At 63.0% G+C, this 26,077-nt stretch carries 19 protein-coding genes; 2 read left to right on the top strand and 17 right to left on the bottom strand.

What is annotated here, in order from left to right:
- Positions 1 to 20: 20 nt before the first annotated feature.
- The 15 genes from ACSBQV_RS18290 to purL all read right to left on the bottom strand — a co-directional run bounded on the left by ACSBQV_RS18290 (position 21) and on the right by purL (position 21,959).
- Entirely contained in the window at positions 21 to 1,205 is a 1,185-nt protein-coding gene (locus tag ACSBQV_RS18290) for a c-type cytochrome (RefSeq protein ID WP_099782388.1), read from the bottom strand.
- The gene (locus ACSBQV_RS18285; protein ID WP_099782387.1) at positions 1,202 to 3,112 is read right to left on the bottom strand and encodes an NAD(P)-binding protein; all 1,911 of its coding nucleotides are present in this window, start codon (positions 3,110 to 3,112) and stop codon (positions 1,202 to 1,204) included. Before ACSBQV_RS18285 ends, ACSBQV_RS18290 begins: the two co-directional genes overlap by 4 nt.
- 85 nt (positions 3,113 to 3,197) lie before the next feature.
- Positions 3,198 to 4,622 carry an aminobutyraldehyde dehydrogenase gene (gene patD / locus ACSBQV_RS18280; protein WP_046687663.1) on the bottom strand — a complete coding sequence of 475 codons (1,425 nt, stop codon included), beginning with the start codon at positions 4,620 to 4,622 and terminating at the stop codon, positions 3,198 to 3,200.
- A gap of 35 nt (positions 4,623 to 4,657) precedes the next feature.
- The gene (locus ACSBQV_RS18275; RefSeq protein WP_016929774.1) at positions 4,658 to 5,464 is read right to left on the bottom strand and encodes an ABC transporter permease; all 807 of its coding nucleotides are present in this window, start codon (positions 5,462 to 5,464) and stop codon (positions 4,658 to 4,660) included.
- Positions 5,454 to 6,398 carry an ABC transporter permease gene (locus tag ACSBQV_RS18270; RefSeq protein WP_016929775.1) on the bottom strand — a complete coding sequence of 315 codons (945 nt, stop codon included), beginning with the start codon at positions 6,396 to 6,398 and terminating at the stop codon, positions 5,454 to 5,456. The genes ACSBQV_RS18275 and ACSBQV_RS18270 overlap by 11 nt, the downstream gene beginning before the upstream one ends.
- Position 6,399: 1 nt before the next feature.
- Positions 6,400 to 7,428: an ABC transporter ATP-binding protein gene (locus ACSBQV_RS18265; RefSeq protein ID WP_015378790.1), complete on the bottom strand. Its 1,029-nt coding sequence runs from the start codon at positions 7,426 to 7,428 to the stop codon at positions 6,400 to 6,402.
- 53 nt (positions 7,429 to 7,481) lie between these two features.
- Positions 7,482 to 8,636: a putative ABC transporter substrate-binding protein YdcS gene (gene ydcS, locus ACSBQV_RS18260; protein ID WP_099817919.1), complete on the bottom strand. Its 1,155-nt coding sequence runs from the start codon at positions 8,634 to 8,636 to the stop codon at positions 7,482 to 7,484.
- 73 nt (positions 8,637 to 8,709) lie between these two features.
- Positions 8,710 to 10,173, bottom strand: a complete 1,464-nt coding sequence (locus ACSBQV_RS18255; protein WP_043138131.1) for a gamma-aminobutyraldehyde dehydrogenase — start codon at positions 10,171 to 10,173, stop codon at positions 8,710 to 8,712.
- 115 nt (positions 10,174 to 10,288) lie between these two features.
- Positions 10,289 to 11,212, bottom strand: a complete 924-nt coding sequence (locus tag ACSBQV_RS18250) for a LysR substrate-binding domain-containing protein (protein WP_015378793.1) — start codon at positions 11,210 to 11,212, stop codon at positions 10,289 to 10,291.
- A gap of 216 nt (positions 11,213 to 11,428) precedes the next feature.
- Positions 11,429 to 11,767, bottom strand: a complete 339-nt coding sequence (gene glnB / locus ACSBQV_RS18245) for a nitrogen regulatory protein P-II (RefSeq protein ID WP_004847623.1) — start codon at positions 11,765 to 11,767, stop codon at positions 11,429 to 11,431.
- Positions 11,768 to 11,778: 11 nt separating this feature from the next.
- Positions 11,779 to 13,401: an NAD+ synthase gene (locus ACSBQV_RS18240; protein WP_033651582.1), complete on the bottom strand. Its 1,623-nt coding sequence runs from the start codon at positions 13,399 to 13,401 to the stop codon at positions 11,779 to 11,781.
- A 130-nt stretch (positions 13,402 to 13,531) separates the two neighbouring features.
- Positions 13,532 to 14,872: a two-component system response regulator GlrR gene (glrR, locus tag ACSBQV_RS18235; RefSeq protein WP_033644111.1), complete on the bottom strand. Its 1,341-nt coding sequence runs from the start codon at positions 14,870 to 14,872 to the stop codon at positions 13,532 to 13,534.
- Entirely contained in the window at positions 14,869 to 15,741 is an 873-nt protein-coding gene (qseG, locus tag ACSBQV_RS18230) for a two-component system QseEF-associated lipoprotein QseG (RefSeq protein ID WP_099782385.1), read from the bottom strand. Before qseG ends, glrR begins: the two co-directional genes overlap by 4 nt.
- A gap of 3 nt (positions 15,742 to 15,744) precedes the next feature.
- Positions 15,745 to 17,181: a sensor histidine kinase gene (locus ACSBQV_RS18225; protein ID WP_033644112.1), complete on the bottom strand. Its 1,437-nt coding sequence runs from the start codon at positions 17,179 to 17,181 to the stop codon at positions 15,745 to 15,747.
- 887 nt (positions 17,182 to 18,068) lie between these two features.
- The gene (gene purL, locus ACSBQV_RS18220) at positions 18,069 to 21,959 is read right to left on the bottom strand and encodes a phosphoribosylformylglycinamidine synthase (RefSeq protein WP_099782440.1); all 3,891 of its coding nucleotides are present in this window, start codon (positions 21,957 to 21,959) and stop codon (positions 18,069 to 18,071) included.
- 278 nt (positions 21,960 to 22,237) lie between these two features.
- Here purL and mltF point away from each other — a divergent pair, with 278 nt between their 5' ends.
- On the top strand, positions 22,238 to 23,698 hold the full coding sequence (gene mltF / locus ACSBQV_RS18215; protein ID WP_033644113.1) for a membrane-bound lytic murein transglycosylase MltF: 1,461 nt from the start codon (positions 22,238 to 22,240) through the stop codon (positions 23,696 to 23,698).
- Here the strand turns inward: mltF and tadA are convergent, their stop codons facing one another.
- The gene (tadA, locus tag ACSBQV_RS18210; protein ID WP_033644114.1) at positions 23,699 to 24,205 is read right to left on the bottom strand and encodes a tRNA adenosine(34) deaminase TadA; all 507 of its coding nucleotides are present in this window, start codon (positions 24,203 to 24,205) and stop codon (positions 23,699 to 23,701) included. It abuts the gene before it with no gap.
- 117 nt (positions 24,206 to 24,322) lie between these two features.
- On the opposite strand from tadA, the gene ACSBQV_RS18205 reads away from it, so the two are divergent.
- The gene (locus tag ACSBQV_RS18205; RefSeq protein ID WP_099782384.1) at positions 24,323 to 25,375 is read left to right on the top strand and encodes a DUF2157 domain-containing protein; all 1,053 of its coding nucleotides are present in this window, start codon (positions 24,323 to 24,325) and stop codon (positions 25,373 to 25,375) included.
- A 45-nt stretch (positions 25,376 to 25,420) separates the two neighbouring features.
- On the opposite strand, the gene yfhb is transcribed toward ACSBQV_RS18205, so the two are convergent.
- On the bottom strand, positions 25,421 to 26,077 hold the full coding sequence (gene yfhb, locus ACSBQV_RS18200; RefSeq protein WP_042785222.1) for a phosphatidylglycerophosphatase C: 657 nt from the start codon (positions 26,075 to 26,077) through the stop codon (positions 25,421 to 25,423).

Raw genomic sequence — 26,077 nt, 5'->3', positions numbered from 1 at the left:
CGTCAGACCGCGCTCCCTCTTCATTTCGCCTGCAGTTGGCGCGCGTCCTGCACCTGCTGCACCGTTACCGGCGCCGCCTGGTTGCCCCAGCTTCCCCGCAGATAGCTCATCAGGTCGGCCGCCTGCCGGTCGTTCAACGCCCAGGCGTAAGCCGGCATCCCGAGCGCCATCGCCTGCTGCGTGATCGGGGTATGCGCCCCTTCCAGCACCACCCGCAGCGCGGTCAGCGGATTGTCCGCCGTTACCGTGGCGTTGCCCGCCAGCGCCGGGATGGTGAAGTCGGTGCCCTCTCCCTTATTGCCGTGGCAGGTCGAGCAGTACATCGCATAGGTCGCCTTGCCGCTCGGGTTATCCGCCTGCGCAGCCTTCGAGGCGGCCCCGGCGACGGGGTCCGGCGCCAGACTGCGCAGGTACACCGCGATGGCGTTCAGATCGCCGTCGCTGAGGTACTGCGTGCTGTGGGCCACCACCTCGCTCATCGGCCCGGCGACCGCCGCATGGCGGCTGCGGCCGGTTTTCAGCAGCGCCGTCACCTCTTCCGGCGGCAGGCCGCGCAGGTTGGAAGCGTACCAGCCGTCCAGCTCGGCGCCGCTCAGGAACACCGGTTCCTTACCGTCCAGCCCCTTCTCCTGCATCGCCCAACCGCGCGGCGTATGGCAGCTGCCGCAGTGGCCCGCGCCCTGCACCAGGTAGGCGCCGCGGTTCCACTCGGCACTTTGCTGCGGATCGGCCTGATACGGCTGGTCGTCGTGGAACAGCTGGTTCCACACCGCCAGCGGCCAGCGCATCGACAGCGGCCAGCTGATGTCGTTGGCGCGGTTGGCGACGTTCTGCGCCGGCACCTCGTTCATCAGATAGTCATACAGCGCGCGCATGTCTTCCGCGCTCATTTTGGCGTAGGAGGTGTACGGCATCGCCGGGTAGAGCCGGTGGCCGTCTTTGGCGATCCCCTGGCGCATGGCGCGATCGAACTCCTCGAACGAATAGGCGCCAATGCCGTGCAGCTTGTCCGGCGTGATGTTGGTGGCGTAGATAGCCCCGAGCGGCGTCGGGAACTTCATGCCGCCCGCCAATTCGGCCCCGCCCGGCGCGGTATGGCAGGCGGTGCAGTCACCGGCTTTGGCGACGTATTCCCCGGCCGACATCGCCTGGGCCGAGCCGCCGGCGGCCAGCAGGCTCAACAGGTACAGCGAACGCAGACTCATGCTCCCTCCTTGGCGGCAACCTTGCCGTAGGCCAGTTCGTTCACCGCGCGCCACGCCTGATCGATCGCCGAGTTGGCGTACGGGCTCCAGTCGGCATCGGAGTTGGCGATAGCGATCTTGCCGATCGGCTGCCGCGCCGTTTCGATGATTTTCTTGGCTTCGTCTTCGTCGTCAAACAGCCCGTTGAGGAAGTAGGAGTAACCGTGTGACCAGCGGTTGACGGTGATCGCCTGAATGTCGCGCTGATGGTCGAAACCGGCGTCGCCTAACATGCCCTGCAATTGTTCGCGGATCATCTGCTCGTGCACTTCGAACGGCGTGCCCAGCAGCAACGCCCGCCCTTTGCGCGACTGTTCGCGCGTGCTGAGACCGCTGCCCGGCAGCGTCGGCACATACACCATATGCAGGCCGATCGGCCGATCCGGATCGCGCGGGTGCTGATAACCGCCCATGCTCACCGGATAGTCCAGCTTCACGCGGCTGTACGGCGCGGCCGGCGAATAAACCTCGTGCACGCCCAGCTTGATGAACGGCTGCCAGTTGCGGATCACCACCTTGCTGTACACCAGCGGCGCCTTGACGTTCTGCTTCAGCGCCTCCTGCTGCTCGTGCGACATCTCCGGTACCAGATACGGGATCATCATGTTGTAGCCGGCCATCACCACCTGCCCGGCGCGCACTTTGGTCATCTTCTCGCCGGTCATGTAGGTGACTTCCACCTTGTCACCGACGTTGGCCGCGTGCAGCCCGGTGCTGTTCAAACGCAGCTTCACCGGCGATTCCGGCCGATCGAGCTGGCTGTAGTCGAATTTGGCCAGCACCACATCGTTCATGTCCTTGCCGGCCGGCGCCACCGCCGGGATCAGCTGGCGCACCATCAGGCGCGCCAGCGTGGCGTTGCCGTCCGGGAAGTGGAACACGTAAGGATCGTCGAGATCCGCCTGAGTCTCTTCGTCCAGCGGCGGCAAATTCATGCCCTTCAGGCCCGGCAGATCGCAGATGCGCGCATCGCTGCACGAGGTGCCGTCGATGCCCACCGCCTGGAAGTCGTTGGTGGTCTGCTGGAAATAGCGGATCGCCAGTTCGCTCAGGCCCACTTTTTCACGCAAGAACTGGCTGTAACTGTGGCTGTCGAGCCACTCGACCTTCTGCTCCAGCGTCATCTCCGGCAGATAATCTTTCTCCACCGTATGCAGCGCGATCAGCGCCTGGCGATCGCTTTCCGGCAGTGGGAAATCGCCAATGAACGCTTCATAAGAACGGCCGTTGAGCCGATCGCGCGGAATGTCGTCCGCCACCGCACGACCCGGATTGCCGCTCACCACCTTATCAACGCCGAAGTTTTTGCGATCGAAGTAAACCCCGCGGCTGAGGTTCAGATCCGGGTAGAAGGTGGTGTCGAAAGCCTGTTCCAGTTGGTCGATATCGACGCCGAGCTTGCGCAGCAGCCCCATCGCCACCGGGTTGAAGTTGGAGCGCGGCGACTGCAGCGATTCGCTGCCGCCGTAGCCGAGCAGCATGCCGTCGTCGCTGTTGAACTCGTTGCGCTTCGCGTGGCCGCCGAAGTCGTCGTGGTTGTCGATCAACAGAATGCGCTGCCGCTCGCCTTTCAGTTGCTGCCAGAAACAGGCGGCCGCCAGCCCGCTGATGCCGGCGCCGACCACCACCAGATCGAACTCTTCAACGGCGGGCACGCTGCCGAAATCAAAGGTTTTGCCGTCGCGCCCCAACTGGTGCGCATGCTCGAACGAGCCCGGATGGTTGCCCCGCAGCCCGGTCAGCGCCGGCGGATAGTACAGGGTTTGATTGGCCGTTTGCGGCGACGCGCGCAAGATTTGCAGCGGCGTCAACCCGGCGGCGATGGTGATCGCCACTCCGTTGAGAAAATCGCGTCTGGTGATACCCATATAGGCTTCCTTTCAATTTTTATTATCATCAGCCGGCCGGAGCCGGCTCGAAGGCCGCGCTATTGTGCGGATAATTACTGTAAAATCAATGTTTGAACATTACATGACGAATGGCCGTGTAATCCTCCAACCCGTACATCGACATATCCTTGCCGTAGCCGGACAACTTCTGGCCGCCGTGCGGCATTTCGCTCACCAGCATGAAGTGGGTGTTCACCCAGGTGCAGCCGTATTGCAGGCGGGCGCTTAAGCGATGCGCGCGGCCCACGTCGCGGGTCCACACGGACGACGCCAGCCCGTAATTGGATTCGTTCGCCCAGGCCAGCACCTGCTCTTCGTCGTCGAACGGCGTCACCGTCACCACCGGGCCGAACACTTCGCGCTGCACGATCTCATCGTCCTGGCGCGCGCCGGCCAACAGCGTGGGCTGGAAGTAATAGCCCGGCCCTTTCACCTTCTCGCCGCCGGTCACCACCTGTACGTGCGGCAACGCTTTGGCTCGCTCGACAAAACCGGCCACCCGCTCCAGATGCTGGGCGGTAATCAACGGCCCCAGCTCGGTGGTCTCGTCGTCCGGCGCGCCGATCTTCAGGCTGGCCACCGCCTCGCCCAGCCGCTTGACCAGCTCGGGATAAATGCTTTTCTGCGCGTAGATGCGGCACGCGGCGGTGCAATCCTGCCCGGCGTTGTAGAAGCCGAAACCGCGAATACCGTCGACCACCTGCTGCAGATCGGCATCGTCGAACACCAGCACCGGCGCCTTGCCGCCCAGCTCCATATGGGTGCGCTTAATGCCGGCGGCGGTGTGGGCGATGATGTGCTCGCCGGTGGCGATCGACCCGGTCAGCGACACCATGCGCACCTTGTCATGACCGGTCAGCCGATCGCCCACGCCGGCGCCGCGCCCGAACAGCACGTTGAGCACGCCCGGCGGGAACAGCCCGGCGGCCAGTTCGGCCAGTTTGAAAGTGGTCAGCGGCGTCTGCTCAGAAGGCTTGATCACCACGCAGTTGCCCGCCGCCAACGCCGGCGCCAGCTTCCAGGCCGCCATCATCAGCGGGTAGTTCCACGGCGCGATCGAGGCCACCACGCCGAGCGGATCGCGGCGGATCATCGAAGTGTGCCCGGCCAAATACTCGCCGGCGGCCATGCCGGTCAGGCAGCGGCTGGCCCCAGCGAAGAAGCGAAACACGTCGGCCACCGCCGGCAGCTCGTCATTCAATACGCAGTGATAAGGCTTGCCGCAGTTGAGCGACTCCAGCCTGGCGAAGGTCTCGGCATGCTCATCGATCAGATCCGCCAGCTTGAGCAGATGCTCGGCGCGCTCCTTCGGCGTGGTTTGCCCCCAGGCGGCGAACGCGGCGTCCGCCGCCAGCACCGCGCGATCGACCTGCTCCGGGCTGGCCTCCGCCACCTGCGCGATCACTTCGCCGGTCGCCGGGTTATACACCGGCTGGGTCGCGCCCTGGCCATTCACCAGTTGGCCGTCAATCAACAGTTGGCTTTGCATAGGGTTATCCTTTTGTCAGAGGTCGGGTAAGGAAATTATTTGCCGCTGCCGGCGACGCTTTCCCCACCTTTGGTCAGGTAGTAAGCGCCGAGGATCGGCAGCATGGTCAACAGCATCACCGACAGCGCCACCACGTTGGTGATTGGCACGTCGCGCGGGCGGCCGAGCTGGTTCAGCAGCCACAGCGGCAGCGTGCGCTCGTGGCCGGCGGTAAAGGTGGTCACGATGATTTCGTCGAACGACAGCGCAAACGCCAGCATGCCGCCGGCCAGCAGCGCCGAGCCAAGGTTCGGCAAGATCACGTAACGGAAGGTTTGCCAGCCGTCGGCGCCGAGATCCATCGACGCTTCGATCAGGCTGTACGAGGTGCGGCGGAACCGAGCGATGACGTTGTTGAACACGATCACCACGCAGAACGTCGCATGGCCGACGACGATGGTCAGGATGCCGGGCTCGATGTTCAGCGCCTTGAACGCCGCCAGCAGCGCCAGGCCGGTGACGATCCCCGGCAGCGCAATCGGCAGCAGCAACAGCAGCGAAATGCTGTCCTTGCCGAAGAAATCGCGCCGATACAGCGCCGCCGCCGCCAGGGTGCCGAGCACCAACGCGATGGCGGTCGCCAGGCAGGCGATCTGCGCCGACAGCAGCACCGCATCGATAATGTCCTGCCGCCCGGCGGCGACATTGAACCAGTGCAGCGTGAAGCCCTTCGGCGGGAAGCTGAAGGCCGCGTCCTCGGTGTTGAAGGCGTAGATGGCGATGATCGCCAACGGGAAATGCAGGAAGACAAGTCCGCCCCAGGCGGCCAGCTTCAGCCCTAAGGGCGCGCGTTCAGAGTGCATCGAAAGCCCCCAGACGTTTGACGATGGAAAGATAGATGGCGATCAGGACGATCGGCACCAGCGTAAAGGCCGCGGCCATCGGCATATTGCCGATCGCGCCCTGCTGGGCGTACACCATGCTGCCGATGAAATAGCCCGGCGGCCCCACCAGCTGCGGCACGATAAAGTCGCCCAGCGTCAGCGAAAAGGTGAAGATCGATCCGGCGGCGATGCCCGGCACCGCCAGCGGCAAAATGACGTGGCGGAAGGTCTGCGCCGGCCGGGCGCCCAGATCCGCCGAAGCGTGCAGCAGCGAGGGCGGCAGGCGCTCCAGCGCCGCCTGGATCGGCAGGATCATGAACGGCAGCCAGATATAGACGAACACCAGAAAACGCCCCAGCCCCGAGGTCGACAGCGTGTTGCCACCGACCCCGGGCACCGTCAGCAGCGACGCCAACAGCGGCTCCAGCCCCAGGTGCTGCAGGAACCACTGCGCCACGCCATCTTTCGCCAGCAGCAAAGTCCAGGCATAGGCTTTGACGATATAGCTGGCCCACATCGGCATCATCACGGCGATGTAAAAGAACGCCTTGACGCGGCCGCTGGTGTAACGCGCCATGTAATAGGCGATGGGGAACGCCAGCGCCGCGCTGGCCAGCGACACCAGCACCGCCATGGTCAGCGTGCGCAGGATAATGTCGTAGTTGGCCGGATTGAACAGCGCCGCGAGGTTGGCGAAGGTCAGATCCGGCGTCACCGCCATGGTGAAATCGTCGAAGGTGTAAAATCCTTGCCACAGCAGCGTCAGCAGCGAACCGAGGTACACCGCGCCGAACCACAGCAGCGGCGGCACCAGCAGTAACAGCAGATACAGCGTCGGCCGGCGATAGAGCCAGGTCGACAGCGCGCGCACGGTGCCGCCGCGCGCCGGGGGGGAATCGATGCTCATGTCCATCTCACCTCTCCTCCAGCAGCGGCACCATCGCCGCGCGCGGCCAGCAGGCGACGATCGGCTGGCCGATCTGCCGCTGTTGCCCTTCGGCGATCCACTGCGGATTGGCCTGGCTGACCAGCAGCTTTTCGCCGCCGTTCAGCGCGATTTCATAGCGTGTGGCCGCGCCCTGGTAATGGATTTCCTGCAGCGTGCCCTGCACCTGGATCTCGTCCTGCGCCGCGCCGCCTTGCTCCAGCAGGCGGATATGTTCCGGCCGGATCGAGAAGGTTCGGCTTTCGCCGAGCAGGCGCTGCGCCAGCTCGCTGCGCACCACGTTGGAGGTGCCGACGAACTCGGCGACGAACGGCGTCTTCGGCCGCATGTAAAGCTCGCGCGGCGTATCCACCTGCTCGATGCGGCCGTTATTGAACACCGCCACCCGATCGGACATCGACAGCGCTTCGCTTTGATCGTGGGTGACGAAGATAAAGGTGATGCCCAGCTGACGCTGCAGCTTCTTCAGTTCGCCCTGCATCTGCTCGCGCAGCTTGAGATCCAGCGCGCCGAGCGGCTCGTCCAGCAGCAGCACCCGCGGCCGATTGACCAGCGCGCGCGCCAACGCCACGCGCTGACGCTGGCCGCCCGACAGGTGCGCCGGTTTGCGTTCGGCAACGAAACCGAGCGCCACGCTCTCCAGCGCCTCTTGCGCCCGCGCCAGCCGCTCGCGTTTGGCGACGCCCTTCACCATCAGGCCGTAGGCGACGTTTTCCAGCACCGACATGTGCGGGAACAGCGCGTAATCCTGAAACACGGTGTTCACGTCGCGCTGATACGGCGGCAGGTTGGCGGCTTCCTGACCGTGAATGCGAATCGAGCCGGAAGTCAGCTGTTCAAAGCCGGCGATCAGGCGCAGGCAGGTGGTTTTGCCCGAGCCGGACGGCCCGAGCATGGAGAAGAATTCCCCGTCCTGAATATCGATGGATACCCGATCCACGGCGCGAACATCGCCGAAAGTCCGCGAAACATCGATGAATTGCACGGCAATGGTCATTTTCTGTGCTCCATACGGATGTGATTCGGGCGCAGCGGGCTGCGCCCCGCGGCTTAGCGGCCGCCCATGATGGCGATGTAGTCCTGGGTCCAGCGGCTGTACGGCACGAACTTGCCGCCCTGCGCCTGAGGCGTTTTCCAGAAGGCGATTTTGTCGAACTGGTTGAAGCCGTTGGTTTCGCAGCCCTTCTCACCCAACAGCGCGCTGGCCTTGCAGCCCGCCGGCGAAGCCGGCACCGACCCGAACCAGGCCGCCACGTCACCCTGCACCTTCGGCTCCAGCGACCAGTTCATCCACTGGTAGGCGCAGCTCGGGTGTTTGGCGTCGCTGTGCAACATGGTGGTATCCGCCCAGCCGGTCACGCCCTCTTTCGGGAACACGGTGGCGATCGGCTGCCCCTCGCCCTTCAGGGCGTTGGCCTGATACGGCCAGGCGCTGGAAGCCACCACGCCTTCGTTTTTAAAGTCGCTCATCTGCACCGAGGTATCGTGCCAGTAGCGGTGGATCAGCGCGTGCTGGCTGCGCAGCAGCTTCAGCGCCGCCTGATACTGCTCTTCGTTGAGCTGGTAAGGATCGCTGATGCCGAGCTGCGGCTGGGTGGCTTTCAGGAACAGCGCCGCGTCGGCGATGTAGATCGGGCCGTCGTAAGCCTGCACCCGGCCCTGATTGCTCTTCCCGTCCGGCAGGCTCTGCTGCTGGAAGATCACCGCCCAGCTGTCCGGCGGCGTCGGGAAGGTTTTGGTGTTGTACATCAGCAGGTTCGGCCCCCACTGGTACGGCGTGCCATAGGTTTTGCCGTCCACGGTGTACCAGGCACCGTTCAGCAGGCGCGGATCGATGTTCTTCCAGTTAGGGATCAGCGCGGTGTTGATCGGCTGCACCCGCTTGCCGAAGATCAGGCGCAGCGAGGCGTCGCCGGAGGCGGTCACCAGATCGTAGCCGCCCTTGGCCATCAGGCTGACCATTTCATCGGAGGTGGCGGCGGTCTTCACGTTCACCGCGCAGCCGGTTTGCTTTTCAAACTGGGTAACCCAGTCGTAGTTTTTGTCGGACTGGCCGCGTTCGATGTAGCCGGGCCAGGCGATGATGTCCAGCCGGCCTTCGCCTTTGCCCAGCGACTGCGGCAGATCGGCCGCCTGGGCCAGGCCGCACAGCACGGTGAGACAGAGCGCGGAGACGGTGGTGGTGACTGCGGTAGTTTTTCTCATCGTAATTACCCCTGTGTTGCGTATCTGTGTGCGGCAGGGAACGGCTGCCGCCCGATTTTGCTTTATAGAACCGCTAGAAGCTGGCTTTGAACTTCGCCATTACGTGCCTGACAACGCTGTAATCCTGCAGCGAATCGCTGGACAGATCCTTGCCGTAGCCGGAGCGTTTCAGGCCGCCGTGCGGCATTTCGCTCGCCAAGGTGAAATGGGTGTTGATCCAGGTGCTGCCGTACTGCAGATGGGCGGCAATGTGCAGCGCCCGATCGATATTTTGCGTCCACACCGACGAAGCCAGCCCGTATTCCGAGTCGTTGGCCCACTCGACCGCCTGCGCCAGATGCTCGAAGCGCGTGACGCTGACCACCGGGCCAAACACCTCGCGCTGCACGATCTCGTCGCTTTGCAGGCAGCCCGCCAGCAGGGTCGGCTGATAGTAGAATCCCGGCCCGGAGTGCGCCGCGGCGCCGGTGATCAATTCGATATGCGGTTGGCTGAGCGCCCGCTCGACAAAGCTGGCGACGCGATCGCGCTGGCGGCTGCTTATCAACGGGCCGATCTCGTTGTCCTGATCGCGCTTGCGGGCGAAGCGCAGGCTGGCGACCGCCTCGCCCAGCGCGTCCACCAGTTTGGGATAGATGCCGGCCTGCGCGTAGATGCGGCAGGCGGCGGTGCAGTCCTGGCCGGCGTTGTAATAGCCATAGGTGCGAATGCCGTTGACCACTTCGTCAAGATCGGCGTCGTCGCAGACGATCACCGGCGCCTTGCCCCCCAGCTCCAGATGGGTGCGCTTGACGCTTTTGGCCGCCGCCTGAAGAATTTTTTGCCCGGTGACGATATCGCCGGTGACCGACACCAGCCGCACCTGCGGGTGCCCCACCAGCTGGCTGCCGACCCCTTCACCGCCGCCGTAGACGATGTTCAGCACGCCCGGCGGCAGGATCTCCTGCAGCGCCGGCACCAGAGCCAGAATAGTCAGCGGCGTGTGCTCGGACGGTTTGAATACCACGGTATTGCCCGCCGCCAACGCCGGCGCGATCTTCCACGCCGCCATCATCAGCGGATAGTTCCAGGGGGCGATCGAGGCGACTACGCCGATCGGATCGCGGCGGATCATCGAGGTGTGGCCCGGCACATACTCACCGGCCAGTTGCCCTTGTTGCGTACGCACCGCGCCGGCGAAGAAGCGGAACACGTCGACCGCCGCCGGCAGATCGTCATTGAGCGCCTGATGCAGCGGCTTGCCGCAGTTGAGGGCTTCCAGCTGCGCCAGCTGCGGCGCCTGCCGCTCGATGGCGTCAGCGATGCGCAGCAACAGCGTGGCGCGCTGGGCCGGCGTGGTGCGCGACCAGTGGCTGAACGCCTGCTGCGCGGCTTTTACCGCGCTGCCGACCTGCGCCGAAGAGGCTTCGGTCAGGGCGATCAGCGTCTCGCCGTTGGCCGGATTGACGATGCATTCCTGCTGGCCTTCGCCGTCGATAAGCTGACCGTTAATGAACTGCTGACAGGACAAACCTGAGAGAACCTGCACATCCGCCATCGCCTGACGCCCCTAAGTGACAAAAACGTTAACCAAATGTGAATAAGTTAGTTTTAATCAGCCTAAGCGAGCCTCTGGCGGGCAACAAATTCTAAATACTGAACGACGCGTTCGATTAAATCGAATGCTTAAGCCCGGCGGCGTGTTTGCTGCCGTTCTCGCGCGCGATGGTGAGGAATGGCGTCACCAGCTCCGGCCGCGCGCTGCCGCGCCGCCATGCCAGCCCGATATCCAGCGGCTCCAGCAGATCGTCCAGCTTGCGCGCCTCGATCATATTGCCCTCCAGCGACCAGGCGCGGTACGCCATGTCCGGCTGGATGGAGACCCCCATCCCCGCCGCCACCAAGCTGCGCACCGCCTCGGTCGAGGCGGTCTTCATGGCGATCTCCGGCTTCAGCCCGGCGCGCGCCCAGATGCGCCGCGCGTGCACGTCCATTTCATCGGCGTTGAGCTGGATCAGCGGCTGTTTGGCCACGTCCGCCAGGCTGATGCTCTCGTGCTCCAGCAGCGGGTGCAGCGGCGGCAGCCACAGGCGGTACGGCGAGTGCATCAGCACCTCGGTCTGCAGCGCGTCACGGTCCTCGATGTTCGACAAGATCAGCACGCCGATGTCGATCTCGCCGCTGACCAGCAGATGCTCGATGTACGGGCGCTCGTCTTCAACCACCTGCACGGTGACGTTGGGATAGGCCGATTTAAAGCGCGTGAGCAGTTCCACCAGGAAGTAGCCCGCCACCAGACTGGTGACGCCGATGGTCAGCTTGCCGGTCAGGCTTTCAGTGCCGATCTGCAGGCTGCGCTTGGCATTGTCCACCGTCGCCAGGATCAGATACGACTGGCGCAAAAACTGGTGCCCCTGATGGGTCAGCGTCATGCCCTTGGCGTGGCGATCGAACAGCCGCACGCCGATCTCGGTTTCCAGCTGCTGGATAGCGAGCGTCAGCGAAGACTGGGAGACAAACACCGCCTGGGCGCCGGCGGAGATCGACCCGGTTTCCGCCACCGCGATGAAGTGGCGGATTTGGCGTAACGTCATCATGGGGGGGATTCCTCAAGCAAAAACATTGCGTTGAGTGTAGACGCCGGCCGTGAAGCGATCGGGAAAAGTATCAAAAACGCGATAGCGTTCGCTTTTTTAGAATGCCGACAGGCAAAAATGGGGGGAACAATGAGGCGAAGAAGTGCGATGTGCGGGGGACAGAAATGACAAGGGCGCAGCAAGCTGCGCCCTGATGACCGATGATCCTGCGGAGGATCAGATCGCTTCTTCGTCCTGCTCGCCGGTACGGATGCGCACCACGCGCGCCACGTCGAAGACGAAGATCTTGCCGTCGCCGATCTTGCCGGTCTGCGCCGTCTGCATGATGGTTTCCACGCAGGTGTCGACGATGTCGTCGGCAACCACGATCTCTATCTTCACCTTCGGCAGAAAGTCGACCATGTACTCGGCGCCGCGGTACAGCTCGGTGTGGCCCTTCTGGCGGCCGAAGCCTTTCACTTCGGTGACCGTCATGCCGGTGATGCCCACTTCGGCCAGCGCTTCGCGGACGTCATCCAGTTTGAACGGCTTGATAATTGCGTCGATCTTTTTCATCTTCTTTCCTTTTACCAATTTTTGCGGCCAAAACCGGATGTGATGGGGTAGCGGCGGTCTTTGCCGAAGTTACGGGCGGTGATGCGCGGCCCGACGGCGGCCTGACGCCGCTTGTATTCGTTGATGTCCACCAGGCGGATCACCTTGCGCACGATCGCTTCGTCGAAGCCTTCGGCCACCAGATCGGCGACCGACTTGTCGCGCTCAACGTAGCCTTCCAGGATCGCATCCAGGATATCGTACGGCGGCAGGCTGTCCTGATCGACCTGATCCGGCGCCAGCTCGGCGGACGGCGGACGATCGATCACCCGCTGCGGGATCACGTAGGAGACGGTGTTGCGGTATTCGGACAGCTTGAACACCAGCGTTTTCGGCACATCCTTCAGCACGTCGAAACCGCCGGCCATATCGCCGTACAGCGTAGCGTAACCGACCGCCATTTCGCTCTTGTTGCCGGTGGTCAGCACGATACTGCGGCGTTTGTTGGACAGCGCCATCAGCACCACCCCGCGGCAACGCGCCTGCAGGTTCTCTTCGGTGGTGTCGCGCTCGGTGCCGGCGAACATCGGCGACAGCTGGCCCATAAAGGCATCGAACATCGGCTCGATGGAGACGATATCGAACTCCACGCCGAGGATTTCCGCCTCTTCCTTAGCGTCGGCGATGCTGATGTCCGCGGTATAGCGGAACGGCATCATCAGCGCCTGCACCTTGTCTTTACCTAACGCATCCACGGCGATCGCCAGCGTCAGCGCCGAGTCGATGCCGCCGGACAGCCCCAGCACCGCGCCTTTGAAACCGTTCTTGGTCACGTAGTCGCGCACCGCCAACACCAGCGCCTGATACACCTGCGCCAGCTGCGGCAGTTCGGCGGCCGGATCGGCCATCGGCACCACGTCCAGCTCGTTGAATTCCAGGCGAGTGACCTGCTCTTCGAAGGCCGCCAGACGGTGGGTCATGGTGCCGGCGGCGTCGAAGACCTTGGAGCAGCCGTCGAAGATCAGCTCATCCTGGCCGCCGACCTGGTTGAGGTACACCAGCGGCAGCTGGGTGCGCTGGCAGTGGCCGGCCATCAGCGTTTTGCGGATATACGGTTTTTCGCGGTTATACGGCGAGGCGTTGATCGACAGGATAATCTCCGCGCCGGCGGCCTTGGCGGCGTCGATCGGCTCCGGGAACCACAGATCTTCGCAAATCAGCAGCCCCAGACGGTAGCCTTTCAGTTCCACCACGCAGGTGTCGTTGCCGGCGTGGAAATAGCGCTTCTCATCAAACACGCCGTAGTTCGGCAACTGCTGTTTGAAGTAGCGGGTCAGCAGGCGGCCTTCGGCGAACAGCGACAGCGCGTTGTACAGTTTGTCGCCTTCGCGCCACGGGTGGCCGACCAGGATCGCCGTCTCGGCGGAAGCCTGCTGCAGGCGCAGCAGCTGCGCATCACAGCGCTGATAGAAATCATTGCGGTACAGCAGGTCTTCCGGCGGGTAGCCGGACAGCGCCAGTTCGGTGAACATGACCAGATCGGCTCCCGCCTTCTGCTGCTCCTGCACGATTTGCAACATGCGTTCGGTGTTGCCTTCAATGTCGCCGACCAGCAGGTTCAGCTGGGCCAGGGCGATGGAAAGTGATCTGCTCATTTGTGTACGATCCCGCTTAATACGTTCCATGGTGCTCTACGCCGGGACGCGCCGCGGCAAAGAGAACGGAGTGTAAATTATTCCGCCGGATTTGTTGAGAACCTGCGTGGCAGGCGCCGGCGGGAATCTGTCATTCTTTGAAATCGTTGGCGTCCAGCTCGTGGCGCGACAGCAATTTGTAAAACTCGGTGCGGTTGCGGCCCGCCATGCGCGCGGCCTGGGTCACGTTGCCCTTGGTGATCTGCAGCAGTTTGCGCAGATAGTGCAACTCAAACTGGTTGCGCGCTTCGGCGAAAGTCGGCAGCGCGGTGTTTTCCCCTTCCAGCGCCTGTTCCACTAGCGCCTCGCTGATCACCGGCGCCGAAGTCAGCGCCACGCACTGCTCGATGACGTTGACCAACTGACGCACGTTGCCCGGCCAGCTGGCGGTCATCAGCCGCTTCATGGCGTCGGTCGAGAAGCTGCGCACGAACGGCTTGTGCCGCTGAGCCGCTTCGCGCAACAGGTGATTGGCCAGCAGCGGAATGTCTTCGGCGCGCTCGTTGAGCGCCGGGATCTTCAGATTCACCACGTTGAGACGATAGTAGAGATCCTCGCGGAACTCGTTCTTCGCCATCGCCTTTTGCAGATCGCGGTGGGTGGCGGAGATGATGCGCACGTCGATGTCCAGATCGCGGTTGCTGCCCAGCGGCCGCACCTTGCGCTCCTGCAGCACGCGCAGCAGTTTCACCTGCAGCGACAGCGGCATGTCGCCTATCTCGTCGAGGAACAGCGTGCCGCCCGCCGCCGCCTGAAACAGCCCTTCGCGGCTGCTGACCGCGCCGGTGAAGGCGCCCTTGGCGTGGCCGAACAGTTCGGACTCCAGCAGTTGCTCCGGCAGCGCCCCGCAGTTGATGGCGATGAACGCCTTGCCGGCGCGCGGGCTGGCGGCGTGGATCGCCTGCGCCAACACCTCTTTGCCGGTGCCGCTCTGGCCGTTGATCAACACGCTGACGTCGGACTGGGCCACCATTTTCACCTGCTCCAGCAGCCGCAGCATCAACGGGCTGCGGGTGACGATGTCTTCGCGCCAGGCGTCGTCACCCGCGGGGGAGGCCGACAGCGACAGCGCCTCGTCGATGGCCTTATAGAGCGCATCGCGATCCACCGGTTTGGTGAGGAAGCTGAACACCCCCTGCTGGGTGGCGGCCACCGCATCGGGAATCGAACCGTGCGCGGTAAGAATGATCACCGGCATGCCCGGCTGATGCTTTTGGATTTCGGCGAACAGCGCCATGCCGTCCATCTCATCCATGCGCAGATCGCTGATCACCAGATCGATCTGTTCGCGCGCCAACAGGCGCAGCGCTTCCTGGCCGCTTTCGGCGGTGGTGACGTGAAAACCTTCGCTGGTCAGGCGCATGCCCAGCAGCTTCAGCAGGCTGGGATCGTCGTCAACCAATAACAGGTTGGCCGGTTTGCGTGCGGTCATTGCGCGTGGGACTCCTTATTGGCGGGATGCGGCGTATAGGTGTCTTCCGGTTCAACCGGCAGCGCGGTGCCTTTTTCCGGTTCGTCCTGCGTTTCAGCGCCTTTGGCGGCCGCGCCGCTTTTACCGGCAGCTTCGCCCTTCTGCTGGCCCGCGCCGTTTTCCGGGATTTCCCCTTGCAGCTGCTTGCGCGATGAGAGCTGGCGTTCGATATCGGTCAGGTTTTCCAGCTTGCGCGAGGTGTCCTGCAGCTGCGACTGCAGGCGCGCCTGATTCTGGCGCAGCGAATCGATCTGGCTGTCGCTGCTCTCCTGCAGATGCTGATAGCGAGCTTTCTCATCGAACAACGTGATCTGCAGCATCTGCTGCTGGCGCCACAGCTGCGTCAACGGACGCAGCGAACCGGGGAACTCCATCCGGTAACTGTTGATCCTGTCGATCATCTGGCGGCGTTCACCGGAGGTCGGCTGTGCGCTCCCCAGCAGGATGCTCTGTTTGAAAACGCCGGACCAGCTGTCACCCGGCACCGTTTTCGCCAGCGCACGCGCCTGGGTCGAGCCGATGCGATCGGCGCAGTCCATCGCGCGCAGCCAGTAGAGCGCGTTATCCAGCGCGTCCTTGTCGTCCAATTGCCACAGGGTATCGCAAGCCGCGGTGCGGTAATCGATCACCTTGGTATCCGGGATCGCCTCTTGCTGCTGAGCGCTCAATCCGCCGCTGACGGCGCGATCGACGCAGCCCGCCAGCAACAGCGGCATAAAGAAAACGGCGCCCAGCCAGGTGATCGGGCGTTTGCCGAGCGGCGCTCTGTGCGTGGCACGCGGTGAACGTTCGGTCTGTGAAAGACGAAGGCGTTTAGACCATGTGTACATTATTTATTCATTCTCGGCGGTTAACGGCAGTTCAATGCGGAAGCAGACGTCTGCACCGGCGACCGTCGCCAGTTGCAGCTCACCGCGCATGCGACGGATACAGTCCTGAGCGATGCTCAACCCCAGTCCGCTTCCTTTTACCGCCCCTTTTCGCTGGTGACTACCCTGGAAAAAAGGCTCGAAAATCATGGCTCTTTCAGCCTCGGGGATCGGCGTGCCGGTATTGGCGACGTCGATTTGCACCCGTTGTCCAACCTGACGGCTGCGGATCCAAATGTTACCGGATTCCTTGCCGTAGTGCACCGCATTGGAGTAGAGATTATCCAGCACGCGCATTAATAGCGTAGGCTCTGCCCAGCAGATTTCCGCTTCCAGCGCGATTTCGGTGGAAATCATCTTCGCCCGCGCCGGCAAACTGTGCGCGGCGACCACCAAATCGACCATCTCGCGCAGCTCGACGTTCTCGTGCTCCGCCGGGCCATCGGCCAGTTTGCGGTTGTAATCCAGCAGTTGTTCAATCAGCTGCTGCAGGTGGCGGCTGCTGTTGTCGAGGATCGTCACCACCTCTTTCTGGTCGGAAGTCAGCGGCCCCGCCACCTCGTCGGCCAGCAGTTCGGTGCCTTCGCGCATGCTGGCCAGCGGCGTTTTCAATTCGTGCGAGATATGGCGCAGGAACTCGTGGCGCTGCGACTCCAGCCACGCCAGCCGTTCGCTCAGCCAGATGATGCGCTGCGCCAGCGAACGCAGCTCGCGCGGCCCTTTGAACGATGCGGTGCTGCCCAACGCGCGCCCTTCCCCCAGGCGGTTGATCATCCGCTCCACGGCCTTGACCGGCCCGATGATCATGCGGGTGAACAGCACCACCAGCAGCACGCTGACCAGGAACAGCAGCAGCGCCTGCCAGCCGAAGAACTGGCCGCGCTCGGCGATGGCCTGCTGCAGCTGCTGGCCGCGCGAGAACACCACCGCGCGCGTGGCCTGCACCATTTCGGCATTGGAGCGCGAGAACGACTCGAGCAAGGCGGAGGCTTCTTGGTCCGGCCCGCTGTTATGGCACTTGATCGCCGCCAGCTGGGTCAGCAACTGACGCAGCGTTTGGTAGTAGCGCTCGTCCGGCAAGATCGGCGCGTGGGCGTCCAGCATCTGCGAATACTGCTTGCGCTGATTTTGGTACAGCTTCTGCAGCGTGGGCTCAACCAGCACGCAGTACTGACGATAGCTGCGCTCCATCTCCAGCGCCACGCTGGTCATCGCCTCGCTGCGCCGCGCGTCCACCAGCGTGGTGCGGTTGATGTCCGCCGCCTGCGCGCTCAGGTGATCCAGGCTCTGGTAGGCCTGATAGGCCAGCACCAACAGCGGCAGCAGCACCAACAGGAACGCCAGCAGCACCAATTGCCGCAGCGAACGTGGGAATAAACGCCATTTTTTCAACGAAATCATCTCATTCTCTCAGGCCTGTCACGATGCTAACTGACTCGCCGGAAAGAGAAAAGCCCGGCAAGGGAGAATCCTGAACGCACAAGGAAAAAGCCGCGGGATCGGTGAACCGCGCCGATAAGGTTGGCCTGCCGATGGCATACGGCCCCGGTAACAAAAACCGATACGAAAGCGAGAGTGTGGGAATAGCGTCTGCGTTCGAGGGCATAGGCAACGAAACAGGAGTAAGCGCAGCGTTGAGAATTGACGCCGGGGCAATAAGCTTGCCCCGCCGCAAGGAAAGTGTGGATGCCCTTGAACCTCGTCCCCAGGGTGATGTAGCGCAGCGGCTGGCATCGAACAGGACGAATAGCATCCGTAAGTATCCAGGATTGATGAACCCTTCATCACAGTTGGATACAGGCGGTGCCTCACTCCACGTGTCGCCCGATGCTTGATAAAGCCGCTTGCGCGGTCTGTTATCGGTTTGGTTGGACGATAGGCACCATTTCTTTGGCATCATTCGGAGGCTTATGAGGTAATTTGCCGTCTAATTACGGCACCGTCATAAAAAGGTGAATGAGCAACCGCAGAGAATAATGCACGTTACGTGCCAACTTTGCAATTAAATTAATAACAAATTGATTTTGCTAAAAAATAAATAAAATCCTGCCGTTTGATTCGCCGATTCCGCGCCGAGCAATGATGAAATAAACGCCGCTCTGTCGCCAAATGCAGACAACTAAAGTCAAACCTGTTTACCGATAATAAAATCAATGGGTTAAATGTCTCCATTTAGCGACAAGCAAACCAGCGCTTGTCGCAAAATGCAGACACTGCCGCCAATCGCCGAGTGCCGGCCATAAAAAAGGGCGCAATTGCTTGCGCCCTCTGTACGGTGGTGGCCGTTTTTAGCCCAGTTGCTTACGGGCGTTGCGGAACATGCGCATCCACGGGCTATCCTCGCCCCACTCTTCTGGGTGCCAGGAGTTGCTGACGGTGCGGAACACGCGTTCCGGGTGCGGCATCATCACCGTGGCGCGCCCGTTGGCGCTGGTCACGGCGGTAATGCCGTTCGGCGAACCGTTCGGGTTAGCCGGATAAGCCTCCGTGACCTGACCGGCGTTGTTGACGAAACGCAGCGCCACCAGGCCATGGCTTTCCAGCGCCGCCAGATGCGCCGCATCGCGCACTTCGACGTGCCCTTCACCGTGGGAAACGGCGATCGGCATGCGCGAACCGGTCATACCTTGCATGAACAGCGACGGGCTGGCCGCCACTTCCACCAGGCTGAAGCGCGCCTCGAAGCGATCCGACAGGTTGCGCACGAAGCGCGGCCAGTGTTCGGCGCCCGGGATCAGCTCGCGCAGGTTGGACATCATCTGGCAACCGTTGCATACGCCCAGCGCCAGCGTCTGCGGACGGTGGAAGAACGCTTCAAACTCGTCGCGCACCCGCTCGTTGAACAGGATAGACTTCGCCCAGCCTTCGCCGGCGCCCAGAACGTCGCCGTAAGAGAAGCCGCCGCAGGCCACCAGCGTGTGGAAGTCCTGCAGATCGCGGCGCCCGGCCAGCAGATCGCTCATGTGCACGTCCACCGCGTCAAAGCCGGCGCGGTGGAACGCCGCCGCCATTTCAACGTGGGAGTTCACCCCCTGCTCGCGCAGCACCGCCACTTTCGGGCGAGCGCCCTTGGCGATGTACGGCGCGGCGATGTCTTCCTGCGGCGCAAAGGTCAGTTTCACGTTCAGGCCGGGATCTTGTTCATCCTGCTTGGCCTGATGTTCCTGATCGGCGCACGCCGGGTTGTCGCGCAGACGCTGCATCTGCCAGGTCGTTTCCGCCCACCAGGTGCGCAGCGTATTGCGGCTTTCGCTGTACAGCGCCTTGCCGTGTTGGTTGATGACGAAACGATCGCCGGCCTGCGCGCTGCCGATGTGATGCACGTTGTCGGTCAGCCCGTGCTGCGCGAACGCCCGCTTCACGTCGTCAAGACGTTCGGCGCTCACCTGGATCACCGCGCCCAGCTCCTCGTTGAACAGCACCGCCAGCGCATCGTCGCCGAGGCCATCGAGGTTAACCTCTACGCCGCAGTGACCGGCGAAGGCCATCTCCGCCAGCGTCACCAGCAGGCCGCCGTCGGCGCGATCGTGGTAAGCCAGCAGCGCGCGATCGGCTACCAGCTGCTGCATGGCGTTGAAGAAGCCCGCCAGCTGCGCGACGTTGCGCACGTCGGCCGGTTTGTCGCCCAGTTGGCGATAAACCTGCGCCAGCGCGGTGGCGCCCAGCGCGTTATGCCCGTTGCCCAGGTCGATCAACAGCAGCGCGCTGTCGCCCTTATCGGTGCGCAATTGCGGCGTCACGGTATGGCGCACGTCTTCCACACGGGCGAAGGCGGTGATGACCAGCGACAGCGGCGAGGTCATTTCACGTTGCTCATTGCCTTCCTGCCAGCGGGTTTTCATCGACATGGAGTCTTTACCCACCGGAATGGTGATGCCCAGTGCCGGGCACAGTTCTTCACCCACCGCTTTTACCGCCTCGTACAGGCCGGCGTCTTCACCCGGGTGGCCTGCGGCGGCCATCCAGTTGGCGGACAGCTTCACGCGCTTCAGGCTGCCGATTTCCGTGGCGGCCAGGTTGGTCAGCGCTTCCCCGACAGCCAGGCGGCCGGAAGCGGCGAAGTCCAGCAGCGCCACTGGCGCGCGTTCGCCGAGCGACATCGCCTCGCCGTAATAACTGTCCAGGCTGGCGGTGGTGACCGCGCAGTCGGCCACCGGGATCTGCCACGGGCCGACCATTTGGTCGCGCGCCACCATGCCGGTGACGGTGCGGTCGCCGATGGTGATCAGGAAGGTTTTCTCCGCGACGGCCGGCAGATGCAGCACGCGCTTCACCGCGTCGGCCAGCGTGATGTTCTCACGCTGCACCGCCTGGCCCTGCGCCTGCAGACGGGTCACGTCGCGGGTCATCTTCGGCGTTTTGCCGAGCAGCACGTCCAGCGGCATGTCGATCGGCTGATTGTCGAAGTGACGATCGTTCAACGTCAGATGTTGCTCTTCGGTCGCTTCGCCGATCACCGCGTAAGGCGCGCGCTCGCGGCGGCAGATCTCGTCGAACTGCGCCATCTGCGCCGGGGCGATCGCCATCACGTAACGTTCCTGCGATTCGTTGCACCATACTTCCAGCGGGCTCATGCCCGGCTCGTCGTTGAGGATGTCGCGCAGTTCGAAACGGCCGCCGCGGCCGCCATCGCTCACCAGCTCCGGCATGGCGTTGGACAGGCCGCCGGCGCCGACGTCATGGATAAACAGGATCGGGTTCTGGTCGCCCAGCTGCCAGCAGCGGTCGATCACTTCCTGACAGCGGCGTTCCATTTCCGGGTTATCGCGCTGCACCGACGCGAAGTCCAAATCGGCATCGGACTGGCCGGACGCCATCGATGACGCCGCGCCGCCGCCCAGACCGATATTCATCGCCGGGCCGCCCAGCACCACCAGCTTGGCGCCGACGGTGATTTCCCCTTTCTGCACGTGATCGGCGCGGATGTTGCCGATACCGCCCGCCAGCATGATCGGTTTGTGGTAGCCGCGCAGCTCAACGCCGTTATGGCTGTTGACGCGCTCTTCATAGGTGCGGAAGTAACCCAGCAGCGCCGGGCGACCGAATTCGTTGTTGAACGCCGCGCCGCCCAGCGGGCCTTCGGTCATGATGTCCAGCGCGGTGACGATGCGCTCCGGTTTGCCGAAGTCCTGCTCCCACGGCTGTTCAAAGCCGGGAATGCGCAGGTTGGACACCGAGAAGCCCACCAGGCCGGCCTTCGGCTTGGCGCCGCGGCCGGTGGCGCCTTCGTCGCGGATCTCGCCGCCGGAGCCGGTCGCGGCGCCCGGCCACGGCGAGATCGCCGTCGGGTGGTTGTGGGTTTCCACCTTCATCAGGATGTGCGCGTCTTCCTGATGGTAATCGTACGTGCCGTTCTCCGGCGCGGCGAAGAAGCGGCCGACCTGCGAGCCTTCCATCACCGCGGCGTTGTCTTTATACGCCGACAGCACATAGTCCGGCGTCTGCTCATAGGTGTTCTTGATCATTTTGAACAGCGACTTGGGCTGCTGTTCGCCGTCGATGATCCAGTCGGCGTTGAAAATCTTGTGGCGGCAGTGCTCAGAGTTGGCCTGCGCGAACATATAGAGTTCGATATCCGTCGGGTTGCGCCCCAAACCGGTAAAGGCATTCAGCAGGTAATCGATCTCGTCCTGCGCCAGCGCCAGGCCGAGCCGGACGTTGGCCTGCTCCAGCGCGGCACGCCCTGCGCCCAGCACGTCGACCGACTGATACGGCGCCGGCTGATGGTGCGCGAACAGCTGTTCAGCCTGTTGCAACTCGCTGAAGACGGTTTCCATCATGCGATCGTGCAGCAGCGCGGCGAGCTGGTGCCACTGGGCTTCGGTCAGCTCAGGCGCCTTGACGTAGAACGCCAGACCGCGCTCCAACCGCAGCACCTGTTGCAAACCGCAGTTGTGGGCGATGTCGGTGGCTTTGGAAGACCAGGGGGAAATGGTGCCCGGGCGCGGCGTGACCAGCAGCAGCCGGCCTTCGGGGGCGTGTTCGGCGAGAGAAGGACCGTACTTGAGCAAGCGCTGAAGTTTGGCGTGTTCTTCGGCACTTAGCGGTGCGCTAACATCGGCAAAGTGGACGTACTCGGCGTAGATATCACTGACGGGCAGGTGGGCGTCCTGGCAGCGGGACAGCAGTTTGGTAATGCGAAAAGCCGATAAAGCGGGCGAACCACGCAGAATTTCCATAATCAAAGTTCTCTCGTCTTCGAAGCGACGGATAAGACGCTTCATTGGGCGCAACAGGGGAAAACGCGCGTCATTATAGAGAATCCTCGCCGCCGACGAAACCGTTTGCGTAGGGATTATTGATAAAAGCGCGCCGCACCGTCGAATTGTCATAACGTGTCAATAAAGTTGCACACTGGCGTTTTGTTGCGCAAAATGCCCCCCGCACTGGTGATTTAACCATGAGAAAAGTCGCGGTTGTCGTCGCCGGCGTACCTGTGCCACCACTGGATAACTATTTGAAACGTCTTAAAATAAACTACATCCTCATCGGCGTTGTCACTCTGCTTCTGGCTCTCGCGCTGTGGCCCAATATCACCTGGCGCAGCGGCCAGGGCGGGCAACTCCAGGAGATCATTTCCCGCGGCGAGTTGCGTATCAGCACGCTGAATTCACCGCTGACCTATTTCAACACCAAGCAAGGGCCGGGTGGGCTCGACTACGAACTGGCCAAGCGCTTCGCCAACTACCTCGGGGTAAAACTGGTGGTGATCCCCCATCAGAACATCAATGACCTGTTCGACGATCTGGACGACGACGACGCCGACCTGCTGGCGGCGGGCCTTATCTACAACCAGGAGCGCCTCAGCCGCGCGCGCACCGGCCCCGCCTACTACTCCGTTTCCCAACAGCTGGTGTACCGGCTGGGCACCCCGCGGCCAAAAGGCTTCGCCGACATCAAAGGCAAGCTGGCGGTCGCCTCCGGTTCCGCGCACGTCAGCACGCTAAAGCAGCTCAAACAGGATAAATACCCGGATCTCGCCTGGGAGTCCTCCAGCGATCTCACCTCCAAAGAGCTGCTGGAGCGGGTTGCCGACGGCAAGCTGGACTATACCCTCGGCGATTCGGTGACCATCGCGTTGCTGCAGCGCATCCATCCGCAGCTGGCGGTGGCGTTCGACGTCACCGACGAAGAGCCGGTCACCTGGTACCTCAAACGCGACGGCGACGACAGCCTGTACGCGGCGATGCTGGATTTCTACAGCCAGATGGTGGACGACGGCACCCTGGCGCGGCTGGAAGAGAAATACCTCGGCCACGTCGGCAGCTTCGACTACGTGGATACCAAAACCTTCCTGTCGGCCATCGACTCGGTGCTGCCCAACTTCCGCCCGCTGTTCGAGAAACACGCCAACGAGATCGACTGGAAGCTGCTGGCGGCCATCGCCTATCAGGAATCGCACTGGAATCCGCAGGCCACCTCCCCCACCGGCGTGCGCGGCCTGATGATGCTGACCCGCGCCACCGCCGACGGCCTGGGGGTCAACGATCGCCTCGATCCGGAAGAGAGCATTCAGGGCGGCGCCCTTTACCTGCAGCGGCTGATGGCCAAGGTGCCGGACAGCGTGCCGGAAGACGAGCGCATCTGGTTCTCGCTGGCGGCCTACAACATGGGCTGGGGCCATATGCTGGATGCGCGCAAGCTGACCAAAACGCAAAAAGGCAACCCGGACAGCTGGGTCGACGTCAAACAGCGCCTGCCGATGCTCAGCCAAAAGCGCTACTACCCGCAGCTGACCTATGGCTATGCGCGCGGGCGTGAAGCCTACAACTATGTAGAAAACATCCGCCGCTACCAGGTCAGCCTGGTGGGTTATCTGCAGGAAAAAGAGAGAAAGGCGGCGCAAGCGGCCGCCGAGCAGGAAGCGTTGGGAAAAGGCTATCCGACGGTGATGCCGGAACTGGCGCTCAACTACTGATTATTCCGGCTTATCCGCCGCCCGCTGCGCCAGCTTGAGCGCTTTTTTCTGTTCGCGGCGCAGGCGGAAGAAATTGCTCAGGGTGGCGGCGCATTCGTCCGCCAGCACGCCCGAGACGATCTCCACCTGATGATTCATGCCCGGATGGCGCAAAATATCCACCAGCGAACCGGCCGCGCCGGTTTTCTCGTCGGCGGCGCCGTACACCAACCGGCGGATGCGGCTGTGCACCATCGCGCCGGCGCACATCACGCAGGGTTCCAGCGTGACGTACAGCGTGGCGTTCAACAAGCGGTAGTTTTGCAGCACCGCGCCGCCCTGGCGCAGCGCCATGATCTCGGCGTGCGCGGTAGGATCGTGCCGGCCGATCGGCCGGTTCCAGCCCTCGCCGATGACCTGATTGTCCAGCACCAGCAGCGCACCCACCGGCACCTCGCCCTCTTCCTGCGCGCGCAGGGCCAGCTGCAATGCCTGACGCATCCAGTACTCATCGTTATATTCAGTCATCGCATAATTCCTCGTGCGCTTTTGCGGCGGGCATTATACACACTAGCCTCCCTTTGTCGTAGCCGCCCGCCAATGGCTATACTGGCCACATCAGCGTGTGATTCAGGGACAAGAAACATGAAACTCAGTAAAAAGAACGCCGTCGTGGTGCGCAAGGCGCTGGACGGCTGGGTTGGGGAAGGCGCCTTGAGCCCCGAGCAACAACAGCAACTGCTGCTGCATGTGGACGTGCAGCCTTTCGACTGGCGACGGCTGGCGCGCTATGCGTTTCTCGCCGCGCTGGCCTCGTTGCTGATCGCCGTCACCAGCCTGTTCGCCGACAGCGCACTGCTTGAATGGCTGAGCGAACTGTTCCGCTTCGACGCGCCGGTGCGCATGGCGATCGCCGGCGTACTGGCGGCGCTGGCCTACGTCTGGGCGCTGCGTCGTCGTCAACGCCACCCGGAAAAACGCTACGGCAATGAGGCGGCGCTGTTTGTCGCCGTGTTGCTCACCGCCTGCGCCTTATGGCAACTGGGCGTCTGGCTGGATAACGGCAGCGGGCGAGTTTCCGTGCTGCTGCTGGTCGCCGCGCTGCTGTACGGCGCCATCGGCTGGTTCAGCCGCTCCGGGCTGGTGTGGTGGTTCGCCCTGCTGTCGCTCGGCAATGCCTTCGGCGCAGAGACCGGCTACCTGTCCGGCTGGGGCGCCTACTGGCTCGGCATGAGCTACCCGATTCGCTTTATCGCCTTCGGCGCGGTGCTGATCGCCGCCGCATTGCTGCTGCGGCCGCTATTGGCGCAGCGCGGCCTGCAGCGGGTGTCGCTGGCGATGGGCCTGCTGTACCTGTTCATCGCGCTGTGGCTGCTGTCCATCTTCGGCAACTACGGCGATCTCGACAGCTGGTACCGCGCGCGCCAGATTGAGCTGTTCCACTGGAGCCTGCTGTTCGGGCTGGCCGCCTTCGCCGCCATCTGGCTGGGGTTGAAGCATGACGACGCCATGCTGCGCGGTTTCGGGCTGACCTTCCTCGGCATCAACCTGTACACCCGCCTGTTCGAGTTTTTCTGGGACAGCATGCCGAAGACGATTTTCTTCGCGCTGCTCGGCCTGAGCCTGTGGGCGTTGGGGCATTATGCGGAGAAGATTTGGCAGCTCGGACGCAAACCGCACGACGTAACCGACGACTGATCGCGGCAGCGATAACAGCAAAGGGCGGAATTCTCCGCCCTTTGTTTATTCCAACTGCTGCAGCTCGCCCTGCTTGCTCACCCGCCAACGGTGCTCGCAAAAAAACAGCAGCGGGTTATCCTGCTTGCTGTCGCTGTAACCGCTGTACAGCTTCAGCGGCGCGCCGAGCCGTTGCTCCAGCTGCACCACTTTTTGTACGCCCAGACAACGCAAGGTCAGCACCCAGCCGCCATAGCGGCGCGCGATGCGGCTGCCGACCAACCGCACCCGCGGCAGAAACGCCGAATCCCGATACACCTGCGCCACCAGTTGCTCCGGCGAACCGGTAATCAGCCACACCTCGGCATCGTGCTCATCCAGATACTGCCGCAAGCGCATTTGCACCACCGGAAACGCAGTGACCTTCTGGCGGAAAACCTCGATGAACTGCCGCTCCAGCGCCTTCAGCGTCGCTTCGGTACGCCCGAAGGTGATAGCCCACAGCAACAGGCTCATCGGCCAGCGCGCGGCGCGCCCCAGCAGCAACAGCGCCAGGCCAATCAATGGCAACAGCGGTATCACCAGCAGCAAATTCAGCGGTAAACGGCGCAGCAGGAAACGCAAGAAACTGCCGAACATATCCTCCTGATGCAGAGTGCCGTCCAGATCGAAAAAGACCACGCGGCGCCCTGCTGCGGCCGACGGTTGCTGCTTGTCGCTCAA

Origin of the sequence: Serratia sp. B501 (genome assembly GCF_051172315.1) — a bacterium.
In the GTDB taxonomy this organism is placed as follows: Bacteria; Pseudomonadota; Gammaproteobacteria; order Enterobacterales; family Enterobacteriaceae; genus Serratia; species Serratia ureilytica.
Note: the sequence above shows the minus strand (reverse complement) of the source record. Positions and strands in the feature narration are given on the sequence as shown.

Bases quoted from the DNA above. Each gene is read 5' to 3' on its own strand.
- ACSBQV_RS18285 (WP_099782387.1), bottom strand. From the start codon at position 3,112: ATGGGTATCACCAGACGCGATTTTCTCAACGGAGTGGCGATCACCATC.
- ACSBQV_RS18255 (WP_043138131.1), bottom strand. From the start codon at position 10,173: ATGGCGGATGTGCAGGTTCTCTCAGGTTTGTCCTGTCAGCAGTTCATT.
- ACSBQV_RS18290 (WP_099782388.1), bottom strand. From the start codon at position 1,205: ATGAGTCTGCGTTCGCTGTACCTGTTGAGCCTGCTGGCCGCCGGCGGC.
- glnB (WP_004847623.1), bottom strand. From the start codon at position 11,767: ATGAAAAAGATCGACGCAATTATCAAGCCGTTCAAACTGGATGACGTC.
- ydcS (WP_099817919.1), bottom strand. From the start codon at position 8,636: ATGAGAAAAACTACCGCAGTCACCACCACCGTCTCCGCGCTCTGTCTC.
- ACSBQV_RS18265 (WP_015378790.1), bottom strand. From the start codon at position 7,428: ATGACCATTGCCGTGCAATTCATCGATGTTTCGCGGACTTTCGGCGAT.
- ACSBQV_RS18205 (WP_099782384.1), top strand. From the start codon at position 24,323: ATGAAACTCAGTAAAAAGAACGCCGTCGTGGTGCGCAAGGCGCTGGAC.
- tadA (WP_033644114.1), bottom strand. From the start codon at position 24,205: ATGACTGAATATAACGATGAGTACTGGATGCGTCAGGCATTGCAGCTG.
- ACSBQV_RS18225 (WP_033644112.1), bottom strand. From the start codon at position 17,181: ATGATTTCGTTGAAAAAATGGCGTTTATTCCCACGTTCGCTGCGGCAA.
- ACSBQV_RS18270 (WP_016929775.1), bottom strand. From the start codon at position 6,398: ATGGACATGAGCATCGATTCCCCCCCGGCGCGCGGCGGCACCGTGCGC.
- qseG (WP_099782385.1), bottom strand. From the start codon at position 15,741: ATGTACACATGGTCTAAACGCCTTCGTCTTTCACAGACCGAACGTTCA.
- ACSBQV_RS18250 (WP_015378793.1), bottom strand. From the start codon at position 11,212: ATGATGACGTTACGCCAAATCCGCCACTTCATCGCGGTGGCGGAAACC.
- patD (WP_046687663.1), bottom strand. From the start codon at position 4,622: ATGCAAAGCCAACTGTTGATTGACGGCCAACTGGTGAATGGCCAGGGC.
- purL (WP_099782440.1), bottom strand. From the start codon at position 21,959: ATGGAAATTCTGCGTGGTTCGCCCGCTTTATCGGCTTTTCGCATTACC.
- ACSBQV_RS18275 (WP_016929774.1), bottom strand. From the start codon at position 5,464: ATGCACTCTGAACGCGCGCCCTTAGGGCTGAAGCTGGCCGCCTGGGGC.
- ACSBQV_RS18240 (WP_033651582.1), bottom strand. From the start codon at position 13,401: ATGAGCAGATCACTTTCCATCGCCCTGGCCCAGCTGAACCTGCTGGTC.
- glrR (WP_033644111.1), bottom strand. From the start codon at position 14,872: ATGACCGCACGCAAACCGGCCAACCTGTTATTGGTTGACGACGATCCC.